Genomic DNA, 12,321 nt, shown 5'->3' with positions numbered 1-12,321 from the left:
AGCCCCAACTAGAACGCAGGTCGCATAGGATGCGAGGCATCCGCGCAAAACATCACTGAAACGCATTGATCAGAGCTCCAACATCGTCGTGCGCGGGGTTAGGTAAACGCATTAGTCCCTCGCGCGCCGGCTCGGACTGCGGGCCTTTCACGTCCCACGCCAACCCAACAGCCTCCAGCACCTTGATGAACCAATAGCCCGGGTCCAACTGCCCCTCCTCCACGCCAAGCTGAGCAGAATGCGGGAACGCATGATGGTTTCCGTGAAAGCTCTCACCGAAGGTCAGGAACCCCAGCCCGCGCAGGTTATACCCCTGCACCGGAAGTCCCCGTATTTCCCAGCCCTGATGACCGCCCTTGTGGGCCGCATGCCCCACCGCCCAATGGCCAATCAACGAGACTGAGACGCGCAGGCAGATGCCCCACAGGACCCACCCAATGCCGCCGAGTCGCGAACAGGACCGCGGCGGGGATCAGCTGCTGCGCCATCCAGTGGCGCTCCATCCAGCGATAAAAGGGATCGCCGGCGATCTCAGGCTCAATCTCGAAGCGCGGCGGGTGCGTCAGGGCAAAGCGGCAGTGCATCTGCCACCAGGCATCGCGCAGCCAACCCGCGCCGTGGGACGGGATGCGGTGGGCATTCCACCTGCCGCTGGTGCCAATCGCGCATGTCATGGGTGCGGATCATGCCGAACGGTCCCGCCATGCCGACTAGGGTGCCGAGCCAGACCAGCATGCGTTCCAGCCATTTGGGCGCGGTGAAGCTGCGGTGGATCAGAAGGCGGTGCATGCCGACCGAATGCCCGGCACACAAGGTGATCGCTGCGAGGGTAAGGAAGGCTGCAAGACCGCCCCAGCTAGGGAACCAGATCAGGGCCGCTGCGCCGCCTGCCATATGGGCGAGCGTCCAAAGTGATTTCGGGGTGTCCCAAACGATGCGTCCTTGCGTGGCAGAGGTTTGCGCGCCTGCGAAGACGCGGTCAGTGTCGATCAGTTTCATTGGATCGCTCCTTTCAGGGCAGGGGCTTCGACCCCGTCTGGCGTGCGGATGTTCCAGGCAAGGCCAATGGCCGCCAGCGCGCGGATCACCCACCAACCGGGGTCGATCTGGCTCGCGTCATGGCCCATGCGGGCCGAACGCGGGAAAGCATGGTGGTTGTTGTGGAAGGCCTCGCCAAAGGTCACGAGGCCAAGGGCGGGCAGGTTGCGCCCGTCAATCGCGATGTCGTCCTGAACGAAGGGGCGTTCGCCGCGGGTGTGGGCGAAATGGACAGTGACCCAGTGGCCCGCCAACGACACCGCCACCCGCAGCCCGATGCCCCACAGGACAAAGCCGATGCCGCCGCTTGCGAACAGCGCAAGCGCCAGCGGCACCTGTTGCCAGCGCCACGTCGCCTCAAGGAAGCGGTAGAAGCGGTCGCCTGTCACACGCTTTTCGATGTGAAGAACTGGCGGGTGATCGAGCACCTGCTCGTAGTGCATCTGCCACAGTGCATCGCGCCAGAAGCCGACATCGTGCTTGGCGAAAGAGTGGCAATCAGGCTGTTGCTGCTGCCAATCGCGGATCTCATGGATGCGGAACATGCCGATGGGACCTGCCATGCCGACCAGCGTGCCGAGGTAGACCAGGATATGTTCCAGCCAGATGGGCGCCTCAAAACTGCGGTTGATCAGCAAGCGGTGCATGCCGACCGAATGGCCCAGACAAAGCGTCAGCAGCATGAGGAGGAGGGTCACGCCTGCCGCTTCCCATGACGGGAAGAATATCACACCAACAAGGCCCATCGCCGCCATGGAGGTGAACCAAAGCGATTTTGCCGGGGCCCAGACAACACGGCCTTGGGTGGCAGAGCTGTCGGGACGTGGCGTTACCCGATCTGTTTTGCTCAATTTCGAAGTCATCCCTTGCACCTCCACGCTTCAGCATTTAACTAATAAGTGAAATCTCTATTTAACCTGTGAGTTAATTGGTGAAACATGTCAAGCCCTGAGAAAGTCTTCGAAGCCCTTTCTTCGACCACCCGCCGAAAAATCCTTGCTTATCTGAGGGAAAGGCCGCTGCACGCCGGTGCAATCGCCGATCGGTTCGATATGTCGAAGCCCGCGGTCAGCAAGCATTTGTCGGTTCTCGAATCGGCGGGGCTGATCTGGAAGAAGCGTGAAGGGCAGTTCATTCTTGTACGGGATGGAGCAGGAAAACCTTGCCGGGTCACCTGTGGACCTTCATGCAAGAGGTCTGTCCGCCCTCTCGCGCGATCCGGCGTGAGGTGCGCGAGGAGATGGAACACGGGTGCGGCGGATCCGAAAGCTGATCCGTCGGTGACGTGACACTCCAATGTGCCTTTGATGCTAACCTTGCCCCTACAAAGATAGGGGCATCCCATGACCGACATCACCGGATCCTGCCTTTGCGGCGCGATTGAATTTCAGATCAATGGGCCATTGCGCCCCGTGATCGCCTGCCATTGCACGCAATGCCGCAAAACTTCGGGCCACCATGTTGCGGCAACCTCGGTCGCGCGAGGCGATATCTCCATCAAGGGCGATCCGGTCTGGTACGTATCGTCTGACACCGCAAAACGGGGTTTTTGCGGAACCTGTGGGTCGAACCTGTTTTGGGACGGCGGTGGCGCGAATATCTCAATCTGTGCAGGGACGCTGGACGGGGATCCTGGCTTGAAGACGGCTGGCCACATCTATTGCGACGACAAAGGTGGCTACTACGAGTTGACCGATGATCTGCCCAAAGCGCCCGGTTATGATCCCGACCTGACGACGCGGGTGGCCGGTTGACCGAATGGCGGCTGTGGCAGGCGTCTGGCTTGCGTTGACGTGCGCTGTCTTTACTGCTGGATTATCGTGGCTTTGGGTCTCGCAGCTTGTGCCTGAGGCCGGCGGCCTGATCGCCGTTAGATGGGCAGGCTGTTTGGCTATTCGGCTGAGCAGATGCGACGACGCTATTTTGGCCGACGCTGAGTGATCGGGGTCGCGACGATATACCTCAGCGACGTGCGGTCGGCTCGATACACGGTCTTTCCCATTGCGCTGGTCGTTGCTTGCGATGGCCTGGCCTCTTTGGCGGCGTACATCCGGGATCTCACGGCGAGTTCTTGTATTACTTGCCACTGATTCTACCTGTCGCGCCGACCATGACGGAAAACGCAGCAGTCGCACGACCTTGCTCGAAGCGAGCCTCGCTGTTGATCCTGGACTGATTCAGTGCAGAGTTTCCAACGCATCTGACGCAGGTAAAATATGCGTCCTGTTGGCGTTGAGCACGATTGCACTTCTCATCGTCTATGTGAGAACCAGAAAGCTATGAGATTCACGGTTGCGATCGACGGACCTGCAGCGGCGGGCAAAGGAACGATTGGGCGCGCGGTTGCGGCCCGGTTTGGGTTTGGACATCTGGACACGGGGCTTTTGTATCGCGCGGTGGGCGCGCGTACGTTGGCCGGGGAGCGGGCGGAGGATGCGGCGCGGATGCTGACGCCCGAGGATTTGAGCGACCCGGACAAGCTGCGGACGGCAGATGTGGCGCAGGCGGCGTCAAAAGTGGCCGTCATTCCCGAGGTGCGCGCGCATCTGCTTGATTTTCAACGTGCTTTCGCCAATCGCGCGGGCGGTGCCGTGCTGGACGGTCGGGACATCGGCACTGTTATCTGCCCCCGTGCAGAGGTCAAACTGTTCGTCACGGCCAGCGCCGAGGTGCGCGCACAGCGTCGCCTGGATGAGTTCGCGAGCCGTGGCCATGTTGCTGACTTTGCAGAGGTTTTGGCCGATGTGAAGGCGCGCGATGCCCGCGATGCGGAGCGCGCGACAGCGCCGATGGTGGCCGCAGACGATGCGATCGTGCTCGATACCAGTGATCTGAGCATTGATGAGGCTGTGGCGGCCGCAATTGCCGCTGTGGAGGCCCGAAAAGGCGCGTGATCCGGTGCCGGTCTCGTGACCGGGGGTGAGGCGATTGAGTCTAGGGGGATGGCGCGGTGCAGGCTAGGCTGCTGCCACAAAACCTGCCGCCGGAGACCTGAACATGCGCCGCGCCATATCTCTTATCTTTCTGATTTCATTGCTACCTTTTGGCCTCTCAGCCCAGGAATCCGAGCCGCCGATGACGCCGGAGCGGATGGCGGAAATCTTTACGGTGCTGGATCCGGAGGCGGTGATCGAGTCGAATGGGATGTCGTTCACGGTGGCCAATGTCCCGGTCACGGTGATCATGGACCCGGTCGCGGACCGGATGCGCATTCTGGTGCCGATCTCCTCGGCCGAGGGTCTGGATGACGGGGCGCTGTTGCGGCTGATGCAGGCGAACTTCGATACAGCGCTCGATGCCCGCTATGCCATTGCAAACAATAGGGTTTGGTCGACGTTCATCCATCCGCTGTCGCCGTTGGAGACGGATCAGCTGATCTCTGGCATCGCGCAAACGGTGACGTTGGCGCAGACCTTTGGCGACACCTATTCGTCGGGCGCGGTGATGTTTGGCGGGGGCGACACGCGGGGCCTGATCGAGGAGCTTCTGGAGCTGGGTGAGGAGCTTTGAACTGCGTTCCTTTGAACGCATATGCGCTCATTGAGCAGAAATTTCCAAAGTGCGTTCATTTGAGCAGATTTCGATGTGTTCACGTGAACGGATCCGGATGCGTTCAACTGAACGCATTTCCCGTGGTGCGGCGCGGGCGGTCTGGCTTAACGTGATGTCCGGGCAAGGCAGCACGAAAGCGACGGGCGTGACAGAGCAGACGGGTATTTGGGACGGCGACCTTCTGGGGTTTCGGGAGGTCGGGACGACCTTCACGAAGTTGGTGCAATCGGTCGAAGTCTCGGATGTGCCGAGGAGTCGAAAGTGATTTCCATCGAGGCTGGGTTCGGGCGCGGGCAAGACGTTCTTTCGGGAGAACTGGGCGGAGGAGCTGCGCGACGCTGGTGAGGTCGTCGTGGAGATCGATGCGCGGCAGTCGGACCATTCGGGCGATCCGGTGGTGACGTTTATCGGGGCGTTGGTGGGAGCGCTGGGGAAGGATGAAGAGACCCGGCTGGCGAAAGCGAAGAAGGCGGGGATCAAATACGGCGCTCTCCTTGGACGGACTGTGGTGAAAGCGGCTGTTGGAAAGGCAGCCGATGAACTCTTTGAAACGGTCAACGAAAGCATGGAGGCAGCGGAGGCAAATGATCTACTTCGGGCCGCCGTCGATGGGTTTGGAGACGGAATGTCCAAATTCGCGGCGGAGACGATAGCTGCGCAGTTAAAGGCGGAGCAGGCGCGCGAGAGGAGATGCCAGCGCAGTTGGACGCTTTGCGAAAGGCGCTGACGTTTCGAAAGAAGAGCAAACGAGTTGTCGTCCTGATCGACGAGTTGGATCGGTGCCACCCTGATTACGCGATTACTCTGCTGGAGGCGATGAAGCTGGTCTTCGACCGGCCCGGATATGTGTTCGTGCTGATGGTGAATTCGGAGCATCTGGAGCGCATCGCGGCGCATCGGTTTGTGGGGTGGCATCCCAAGGTGCCGAAAGACAAGAATGACGAAATGCCAGAACCGGAGCCGTATCTCGACAAGTTCGTGGATATGCGGCTGAAGCTGCCGGCGGCAGAGGAACGATTGGTGAGGCGGCGCGGGCTTTGGCGTTGAAATTGCCAGAGCCGCAGGTGCCGTTTGGGGAAGGGCGGGAGTTTACGGTTGAGCGCGCGGCCAAGGTGGCGGCGGATTTGGCGCCGCTGAGTGGGTTGTCGCTGCGGCAGATCAAGCGGGTGTTGTTGCGGGTGGAGTTGGCGGTGCGGGCGCATCAGGGCAAGCCTGTGGATGTGCCGTTGTTGGTTTGGTTGTCCTTCTCAAAAAAGTTCCGTCGCTTGAGAAATGGGCGACCAAGACGCTGCAGCGAGCCACATTCACAGCATTTCTCAGGTCTCAGAATTCCAATAGCCTTTCGTTAGTGGTGGGGCGGAACGGAGAGCGGCTCGACCCAGGCCCTATTAGCAGGTCGCGCCTTTCCTTCGTCAAAGGCAAAGCGAGTGAGTTCGCCACTACCAAAGATTCCAGGTTTTGGGAGGATTGCGAGGGCCTTGATCGAGAACAAGCGCATGCGCACGGGTTCTTCGAGAATTTGTTGGATTTTTACCTTCCAGAACACCGAGAAATGCTCGATCATACCCGCCAATTCACCGCCGACTGATCTGCGCACCTGGCACGGCTCCGTACTATCCCGCCGGTTCGGCGATGGACCGGGCCTCGGGCCTTGCGTTGTTGGGATTCGCACTAGCTATACGCGCGCTCGTCAACTCGGCGGATAAGTCGTGGGCATGAGATGGGCAGGGTCGGACGTTCTCCGGCCCTCTTTATTTTCCCGGCCCCGCCATCAACGACCAACCTGTCGCACCAAAGGTGTGCACCCAACCAAGACCGGCGGAGACAACCGCGCGGCCAGATCAAAACCGAATAGGAACCCAAAGCCACATGGCAAATGCAACCATGGAGGAATTCGAAGCCCTCCTGAACGAAAGCTTCGAAGTTGACACGCCCGAAGAGGGCTCTGTTGTCAAAGGCAAGGTCATCGCGATTGAAGCGGGCCAAGCCATCATCGACGTCGGCTACAAAATGGAAGGCCGTGTCGAACTCAAAGAATTCGCAAATCCCGGTGAAGCGCCCTCGATCGAGGTCGGTGACGAAGTCGAAGTTTACCTTCGCAACGTCGAGAACGCCCGTGGCGAGGCCGTGCTGTCGCACGAGATGGCCCGCCGTGAGGCCGCCTGGGATCGTCTGGAAAAGGCATATGCCGCAGAAGAGCGCGTCGAAGGCGCGATCTTTGGCCGCGTGAAGGGTGGATTCACCGTGGATCTGGGTGGCGCTGTTGCGTTCCTTCCGGGCTCGCAGGTTGATGTCCGCCCCGTGCGCGATGCGGGCCCGTTGATGGGCCTCAAGCAGCCGTTCCAGATCCTGAAGATGGACCGTCGCCGTGGCAACATCGTTGTCTCGCGCCGCGCGATCCTGGAAGAGTCCCGCGCCGAGCAGCGTGCCGAGGTGATCGGCAAGCTGAACGAAGGCGACGTGGTGGACGGTGTCGTCAAGAACATCACCGAGTACGGCGCATTCGTCGATCTGGGTGGCGTGGACGGCCTGCTGCACGTGACCGACATGGCCTGGCGTCGTGTGAACGACCCCAAAGACATCCTGACCATCGGCGAGACGGTCAAGGTGCAGGTCATCAAGGTCAACAAGGACACGCACCGCATCAGCCTTGGCATGAAGCAGGCTGCAGGACGATCCTTGGGATGCCGTTTCCGGCAAGTACCCGCTGGAGAGCACCCATACGGGCCGCGTGACGAACATCACCGATTACGGTGCGTTTGTTGAGCTGGAGCCGGGTGTTGAAGGTCTGGTGCACGTCTCGGAAATGTCGTGGACCAAGAAGAACGTCCATCCGGGCAAGATCGTTTCCACTTCTCAGGAAGTCGAAGTGATGGTGCTGGAGATCGACACCGTGAAGCGTCGCGTTTCGCTTGGTCTCAAGCAGACCATGCGCAACCCGTGGGAAGTGTTCGCCGAGAGCCACCCGGAGGGCACGCAGGTCGAGGGCGAGGTCAAGAACATCACCGAGTTCGGTCTGTTCGTGGGCCTCGAAGGCGAGATCGACGGCATGGTTCACTTGTCCGACCTGACTTGGGAAGGTCGTGGCGAGGACGTCATCAACGATTACCGCAAGGGCGATATCGTGAAGGCGGTTGTCACCGAGGTCGACACCGACAAGGAGCGTATCAGCCTGTCGATCAAGGCGATGGACGGCGATCCGTTTGCGGAATCGGTTGAGGGCGTGAAGCGCGGCTCGGTCATCACGGTGGAAGTCACCGCGATCGAGGATGGCGGGATCGAAGTGGAATATGAGGGCATGAAGTCCTTCATCCGCCGCTCGGACCTGTCGCGGGATCGCTCGGAACAGCGCCCTGAGCGTTTCGGCGTTGGCGACAAGGTGGACGTCCGCGTGACGAACATCGACGCCAAGTCGCGCCGTCTGGGTCTGTCGATCAAGGCGCGCGAGATCGCGGAAGAGAAAGAGGCCGTGGAACAGTTCGGCTCCTCCGACTCCGGTGCATCGCTGGGTGATATCCTTGGCGCCGCGCTGAAAAGCGACGACGAGTAAGCGCGCCTGCTGGCGCGACGAGTAAGCCTTCAGGCTTCGAGAATTGAGGAAGGCCCTGCCGGTTGCGGCGGGGCCTTTTCTTTGGGGAACGGGGCGTGGCAGGGGTTACGAGGATTGGTTTTCCAGTCCCGCGCTCTGTGTTGTTAAAGATATTTGACATGTTAAAAATCTTGGACTAGGTAGATGTCGAATATTTTTGACATGTGAGGGTGATATGACAGCCTATCTGAAGACGTCTAACGCGGTGACAGTCGGGTTTCTGATTGCGATGCTCTGGCATTTCGGGACGGTTTTTGGGCTGTTCGGCTTTGCGCCAACCGGGCAGGCCGAGATGTTTGTGCGCCTTGCCGTCATCATCGGCATTGCGATGGGCGCGGCCTTCGTCGCGGCATGGACGCTTCAGAAGCGGTTGGGCGCGCCGTTGTTGCCGGACGAGCGCGAGGAGAAGATCGAGAGGGTTTCCGAAGGAGTGGGCACCCTGATGCTTTATCTTGGTCTTCTGGTGTTGGCCTGGATAGCCTTTGCCCCCATGAGCCCCCTGCAATTCGTCAATGGATTGTTGGCCGTCGTCACGATCACTGAACTCGTGAAGCTGTTGATCGTTTTCTATCTGCATCGGCGGGAAATTGGGTAAGTGAAACAGAAGCCGCCGATCACAAACCGGGTGAGCGAGCTTCGCAAAGCCCATGGTGAGATGAGCCAGCAGGACCTCGCCAAGGCGGTGGGGGTCAGCCGGCAGACGATTATCGCCATTGAGCAGGGGCATTATTCACCCAGTCTGGAACGAGCGTTTCGGATCGCCCGCGAATTTGGCGTGGGCATCGAAGATGTCTTTGGATGGGACCCTTAGGCAAAGGGTTTGAGGGCGTCCTGATCGAGACGGACTGGCCCGGACTGCCAGCATCGGTGATGAAGCAAATGTGAAGCAGGAGTGAGCGGGTGCGGTGCTAGCGTGCGGCACCTTATCCAGCCCGCAAAGGTGTCGCGCGCCATGTTCTCACGAAATTTTCGTCTTTCGATTGGTCTTGTTCTCACGGCACTTGCGCCCCATGCAGCGTCGGCCCAGAGCGAGTTGCCGGACTACGTTATCGCAGAATTCGGCCAGCCGCCTGCGGTGCCGGAGGGGCCATTGTCACCGGACCTGACGGCGGCCTTGCTGCGGGCCATGGAGATCGGGCGGGATCAGGCGGCGTGGGATCTGATCGACACCGAGGCCTATGACACGATCGCGGCCTCTGGCGACCCGCGTGTCGGGTGGCTGGTGACGGACCTGATGCGGTTCACGTGGCGGCCCGAGGTCTTTGTGGCGCTGACCGAGGCCAGTGTTGACCTGTTGGGCGTGGAGCCGCAGAGCTTTCGGCCCCGCGCGGAGCTTGCAGATCATATGATGGCTTGGGAGATCCCGGCCTATCCGGGCTACCTTGAGCATAAGCGCGATATTTTCACCGCCTATTTGCCTGGGCTGGAGGAATTGATGGTGGAAGGGGAGATCGACTGGCACCTCGTGTCCTGGGGCGGGGTGCGGATTGACGACCGGCCGTATGACACGACCGCGACGCCATGCCAGTGCATCCCGGCCTCGGACAATCCACCGGTTCAGACGGCAGATGAAGCGACCTGGCTGGACGACGACGACATCGTCTTCGGGATCGAGATCAACGGCGAGGCCCGCGCCTATCCGCGCCAGATCATGGAAGTGCGCGAGATGGTCAACGACACGCTTGGCGGGCGGCATCTGGGCATTCCTTACTGCACGCTTGTGCGGTGCGGCGCAGGCCTATTTCACTGATGAGCTGCCGATTGGGGTGGAGCGACCCGTGTTGCGCACCTCCGGGTTGCTGATCCGGTCGAACAAGGTGATGTACGACATCACGTCCATGTCGGTGTTTGACACCTTTACCGGGGAGGCCGTGACTGGCCCGTTGGCAGAGCGTGGATTGCAACTGGAGCAGGCCAGCGTGATCACCACCGACTGGGCCTCTTGGCGGGACGCCTATCCGGAGACGACGGTCCTGGTGGAAGAGCTTGCCCTGGGCCGGGATTTCGATTTCCGCAACACGCGCGATGCGGATGGGCCGATCTTTCCGGTCGGTGATGTGGACCCGCGCTTGCCGGTGCAGGAGGACGTTGTGGGGGTGTTCACCGGCGCGGGGCGTCCGGTGGCGTTTCCGCGCGGGCTGGCGCTGGCGGCATTGACGGATGGGGCGGAGGTTGTGTTCGAAGATGTGCGGATCGTGCAGGCGGCGGGCGGGCTGCGCGCGATTGGTCCCGATGGTGCGGATCTGGGCAGCCATGAAGCCTTCTGGTTCGCGTGGTCGCAGTTCCACCCCGATACTGCCTTGTGGCCGGACGAATAGGGCTGCGCGCCTAACCAGCCTTGCGCGCGGTATGCAGTGACGCGACATAAGCGTCCGCCTTTAGAACGGGGACAGGGCGCGAATAGTGGTAGCCCTGACCGTCATCGCAGCCCAAGGCGACCAGTTTTTCCACTTGATCAGCTGTTTCGACCCCTTCGGCGATCACGTTGAGGTCGAGGTTGTGGCCCAATTGAACAACGGTGCTGACGATTGGATTGTCGGGGTCATCGACAAGGTCGTTCACGAAGGAACGGTCGATCTTGAGGCGGTTGAGCGGCAAAGCCTTGAGGTAGCTGAGAGAGGAATATCCGGTGCCAAAATCGTCGAGCGCGATCGATATGCCCATTGCGGACAAGCGCTCTAGCGTTTTGGCGACGCGGCTTTTGTCTGAAATCAGGACGCCTTCGGTCACTTCGATCTCGATCAGATTGGGGGAGGCCCGTTTCCTCAAGCAAATTGCCCATGAGCCCGGCGACGTCGATGCGGGCGAATTGCACGGGCGAGATGTTGACGGACACGACGGGGGCCGCCGCGCCCAGTTGATCATACCACCGCTTTGCATCGTCACAGGCACGACGCAGAAGCTGTTCGCCAAGATCCACGATCAAGCCTGTCTGTTCGGCAATCGGGATGAAGATGTCCGGGCCGACAAACCCGAGGTCATCGTCGATCCAGCGTGCCAGCGCCTCGAACCCGATGAGGCGGCCATCGGACAGGCGATGTTGCGATTGGTAGTGGAGGGTCACTTTTCCGGTGCGCACGGCGAGCTTGAGGCGATCAACCACGGCGATGCGCTTGTTGAGTTGGGCCAACATGTCTGGATCGAACAGGCAAGGCCGGTCGCGCCCGCCATTCTTGGCCTCATACAGGGCCAAGTCGCACAAGGAGAGCAGATCATTCCCGCGCTCGGTGTCGGTGGGGAAGCGGGCGATGCCGACGGAGGCCGAGATTTGCAGTTCAAAATCCTTGATCTGGAACGGCTCGGACATGCGGTCGCAAACGTCCTGGCCAAGCATGAAGAGGTCTTCATCTGATCGGGTTCCCGGATCTGGGAACAGCATCATGAATTCATCACCGGCCAGCCGTGCGGCCCAGGCATCCCCGTTGAGGAAGGTGCGCATCCGGTCGGCGGCGGCGCAGAGTAGAGCATCGCCAATGTCGTGGCCGTAGCTGTCGTTGATCTGCTTGAAGCCATCGAGGTCGATCATGAAGGCAGCCGCGCGATCGGCTGCAGGGTCGAGGGCGCCCAGGTTCTTTTGCACGGAGTTGCGATTATAGAGATCAGTAAGGGAATCGTAGGCTGCCAGCTTCTGCACCTGACGCTCTGCCACAACAGCTTGTGTGACATCGGCCACAATCCCGCGGAAGCCCAGAAACTCAGCCTTGTCGAACTGTGGTTTTGCTTTCACCGCGATCCAGCGCAGATCGCCCGACGCCCCGTGGGGAAAGGCGAGAACAATGTCATGAAATTCCGTTCGGGACCGTACGGCATGCGCGAGGCGGTCGAAATCGGCCTGAGATTCCGGGCTGACGAGGCGTTCGACCCTTTGCAGGGTCATTTCCGTGCCATCGTACACATCCGGGCCGCCCAAAAGCTCCACAATCAGGTCAGGGGCCATGATGATTTGGCCGTCGCGGTCGGTCTGCCAAAGCCATTCCGTTGCCTTCGCCTCATAATCCTTGACCAGCAGTTCGACGACCTCGGTCTTTTCGGCCAGTTTTTCGAGGTTTGAGAAGGCTTCGATTGTGGATCGCCCCCGGTCGAGCACCGATTTCGTGAGGGCCGCAAAGGCGAAAACAGAAAGGATGCCGACGGCAATATCC

Annotated in this window: 16 protein-coding genes and 2 pseudogenes; 13 read left to right on the top strand and 5 right to left on the bottom strand. The window is 60.5% G+C overall.

From position 1 onward, the window contains the following. Positions 1-52 precede the first annotated feature (52 nt). The 3 genes from ACZ1HK_RS10405 to ACZ1HK_RS10395 all read right to left on the bottom strand — a co-directional run bounded on the left by ACZ1HK_RS10405 (position 53) and on the right by ACZ1HK_RS10395 (position 1,889). Positions 53-319: a hypothetical protein gene (locus tag ACZ1HK_RS10405; RefSeq protein ID WP_472628661.1), complete on the bottom strand. Its 267-nt coding sequence runs from the start codon at positions 317-319 to the stop codon at positions 53-55. Positions 320-537: 218 nt separating this feature from the next. Continuing rightward, a complete protein-coding gene (locus tag ACZ1HK_RS10400) occupies positions 538-999 on the bottom strand; it encodes a hypothetical protein (RefSeq protein ID WP_472628660.1) in 462 nt (153 codons plus the stop codon). Further along, on the bottom strand, positions 996-1,889 hold the full coding sequence (locus tag ACZ1HK_RS10395) for an acyl-CoA desaturase (protein WP_472628659.1): 894 nt from the start codon (positions 1,887-1,889) through the stop codon (positions 996-998). The genes ACZ1HK_RS10400 and ACZ1HK_RS10395 overlap by 4 nt, the downstream gene beginning before the upstream one ends. Positions 1,890-1,976: 87 nt before the next feature. Here ACZ1HK_RS10395 and ACZ1HK_RS10390 point away from each other — a divergent pair, with 87 nt between their 5' ends. From ACZ1HK_RS10390 to ACZ1HK_RS10355, 8 genes are all read left to right on the top strand, one after another. After that, complete coding sequence (locus ACZ1HK_RS10390; protein ID WP_472628658.1) at positions 1,977-2,327, top strand: metalloregulator ArsR/SmtB family transcription factor; 351 nt, start codon at positions 1,977-1,979, stop codon at positions 2,325-2,327. A gap of 54 nt (positions 2,328-2,381) precedes the next feature. Further along, positions 2,382-2,792: a GFA family protein gene (locus ACZ1HK_RS10385; RefSeq protein ID WP_472628657.1), complete on the top strand. Its 411-nt coding sequence runs from the start codon at positions 2,382-2,384 to the stop codon at positions 2,790-2,792. A gap of 525 nt (positions 2,793-3,317) precedes the next feature. Beyond that, complete coding sequence (gene cmk / locus ACZ1HK_RS10380; RefSeq protein WP_472628656.1) at positions 3,318-3,932, top strand: (d)CMP kinase; 615 nt, start codon at positions 3,318-3,320, stop codon at positions 3,930-3,932. Positions 3,933-4,035: 103 nt separating this feature from the next. Next, positions 4,036-4,548: a type III secretion system chaperone family protein gene (locus tag ACZ1HK_RS10375; protein WP_472628655.1), complete on the top strand. Its 513-nt coding sequence runs from the start codon at positions 4,036-4,038 to the stop codon at positions 4,546-4,548. 97 nt (positions 4,549-4,645) lie between these two features. Further along, positions 4,646-4,855 (top strand): hypothetical protein, encoded by a 210-nt coding sequence (locus ACZ1HK_RS10370; RefSeq protein WP_472628654.1) that lies wholly within the window; start codon positions 4,646-4,648, stop codon positions 4,853-4,855. An 87-nt stretch (positions 4,856-4,942) separates the two neighbouring features. Then, on the top strand, positions 4,943-5,317 hold the full coding sequence (locus ACZ1HK_RS10365; protein ID WP_472628653.1) for a hypothetical protein: 375 nt from the start codon (positions 4,943-4,945) through the stop codon (positions 5,315-5,317). Further along, entirely contained in the window at positions 5,281-5,637 is a 357-nt protein-coding gene (locus ACZ1HK_RS10360) for a P-loop NTPase fold protein (protein WP_472628652.1), read from the top strand. The genes ACZ1HK_RS10365 and ACZ1HK_RS10360 overlap by 37 nt, the downstream gene beginning before the upstream one ends. Beyond that, complete coding sequence (locus ACZ1HK_RS10355) at positions 5,628-5,939, top strand: hypothetical protein (protein ID WP_472628651.1); 312 nt, start codon at positions 5,628-5,630, stop codon at positions 5,937-5,939. The genes ACZ1HK_RS10360 and ACZ1HK_RS10355 overlap by 10 nt, the downstream gene beginning before the upstream one ends. Here ACZ1HK_RS10355 and ACZ1HK_RS10350 read toward each other — a convergent pair. Continuing rightward, positions 5,936-6,154, bottom strand: a complete 219-nt coding sequence (locus tag ACZ1HK_RS10350) for a hypothetical protein (RefSeq protein ID WP_472628650.1) — start codon at positions 6,152-6,154, stop codon at positions 5,936-5,938. The genes ACZ1HK_RS10355 and ACZ1HK_RS10350 overlap by 4 nt on opposite strands. Positions 6,155-6,474: 320 nt before the next feature. Between ACZ1HK_RS10350 and rpsA the strand changes: the two are divergent. The 5 genes and pseudogenes from rpsA to ACZ1HK_RS10325 all read left to right on the top strand — a co-directional run bounded on the left by rpsA (position 6,475) and on the right by ACZ1HK_RS10325 (position 10,497). Further along, positions 6,475-8,140 (top strand): annotated as a pseudogene (rpsA, locus tag ACZ1HK_RS10345) (30S ribosomal protein S1). A 214-nt stretch (positions 8,141-8,354) separates the two neighbouring features. Further along, the gene (locus tag ACZ1HK_RS10340; RefSeq protein ID WP_472628649.1) at positions 8,355-8,774 is read left to right on the top strand and encodes a hypothetical protein; all 420 of its coding nucleotides are present in this window, start codon (positions 8,355-8,357) and stop codon (positions 8,772-8,774) included. Further along, positions 8,775-8,990 carry a helix-turn-helix transcriptional regulator gene (locus tag ACZ1HK_RS10335; protein ID WP_472628648.1) on the top strand — a complete coding sequence of 72 codons (216 nt, stop codon included), beginning with the start codon at positions 8,775-8,777 and terminating at the stop codon, positions 8,988-8,990. A gap of 141 nt (positions 8,991-9,131) precedes the next feature. Beyond that, positions 9,132-9,929: a DUF3179 domain-containing (seleno)protein gene (locus ACZ1HK_RS10330; protein ID WP_472628647.1), complete on the top strand. Its 798-nt coding sequence runs from the start codon at positions 9,132-9,134 to the stop codon at positions 9,927-9,929. Between the two features lie 28 nt (positions 9,930-9,957). Continuing rightward, positions 9,958-10,497, top strand: a complete 540-nt coding sequence (locus tag ACZ1HK_RS10325) for a DUF3179 domain-containing (seleno)protein (RefSeq protein WP_472628646.1) — start codon at positions 9,958-9,960, stop codon at positions 10,495-10,497. Positions 10,498-10,507: 10 nt separating this feature from the next. Here ACZ1HK_RS10325 and ACZ1HK_RS10320 read toward each other — a convergent pair. Then, positions 10,508-12,056: pseudogene (locus ACZ1HK_RS10320) on the bottom strand (putative bifunctional diguanylate cyclase/phosphodiesterase). Between the last annotated feature and the right edge of the window lie 265 nt (positions 12,057-12,321).

The organism is Gymnodinialimonas sp. JB5-7 (genome assembly GCF_055693405.1).
The sequence above is the reverse complement of the archived record's forward strand: the minus strand, read 5'-3'. Positions and strand labels throughout refer to the sequence as shown.

Bases quoted from the DNA above. Each gene is read 5' to 3' on its own strand.
- ACZ1HK_RS10350 (WP_472628650.1), bottom strand. From the start codon at position 6,154: ATGATCGAGCATTTCTCGGTGTTCTGGAAGGTAAAAATCCAACAAATT.
- ACZ1HK_RS10390 (WP_472628658.1), top strand. From the start codon at position 1,977: ATGTCAAGCCCTGAGAAAGTCTTCGAAGCCCTTTCTTCGACCACCCGC.
- ACZ1HK_RS10360 (WP_472628652.1), top strand. From the start codon at position 5,281: ATGCCAGCGCAGTTGGACGCTTTGCGAAAGGCGCTGACGTTTCGAAAG.
- ACZ1HK_RS10340 (WP_472628649.1), top strand. From the start codon at position 8,355: ATGACAGCCTATCTGAAGACGTCTAACGCGGTGACAGTCGGGTTTCTG.
- ACZ1HK_RS10375 (WP_472628655.1), top strand. From the start codon at position 4,036: ATGCGCCGCGCCATATCTCTTATCTTTCTGATTTCATTGCTACCTTTT.
- ACZ1HK_RS10370 (WP_472628654.1), top strand. From the start codon at position 4,646: ATGCGTTCAACTGAACGCATTTCCCGTGGTGCGGCGCGGGCGGTCTGG.
- ACZ1HK_RS10400 (WP_472628660.1), bottom strand. From the start codon at position 999: ATGAAACTGATCGACACTGACCGCGTCTTCGCAGGCGCGCAAACCTCT.
- ACZ1HK_RS10330 (WP_472628647.1), top strand. From the start codon at position 9,132: ATGTTCTCACGAAATTTTCGTCTTTCGATTGGTCTTGTTCTCACGGCA.
- ACZ1HK_RS10385 (WP_472628657.1), top strand. From the start codon at position 2,382: ATGACCGACATCACCGGATCCTGCCTTTGCGGCGCGATTGAATTTCAG.
- cmk (WP_472628656.1), top strand. From the start codon at position 3,318: ATGAGATTCACGGTTGCGATCGACGGACCTGCAGCGGCGGGCAAAGGA.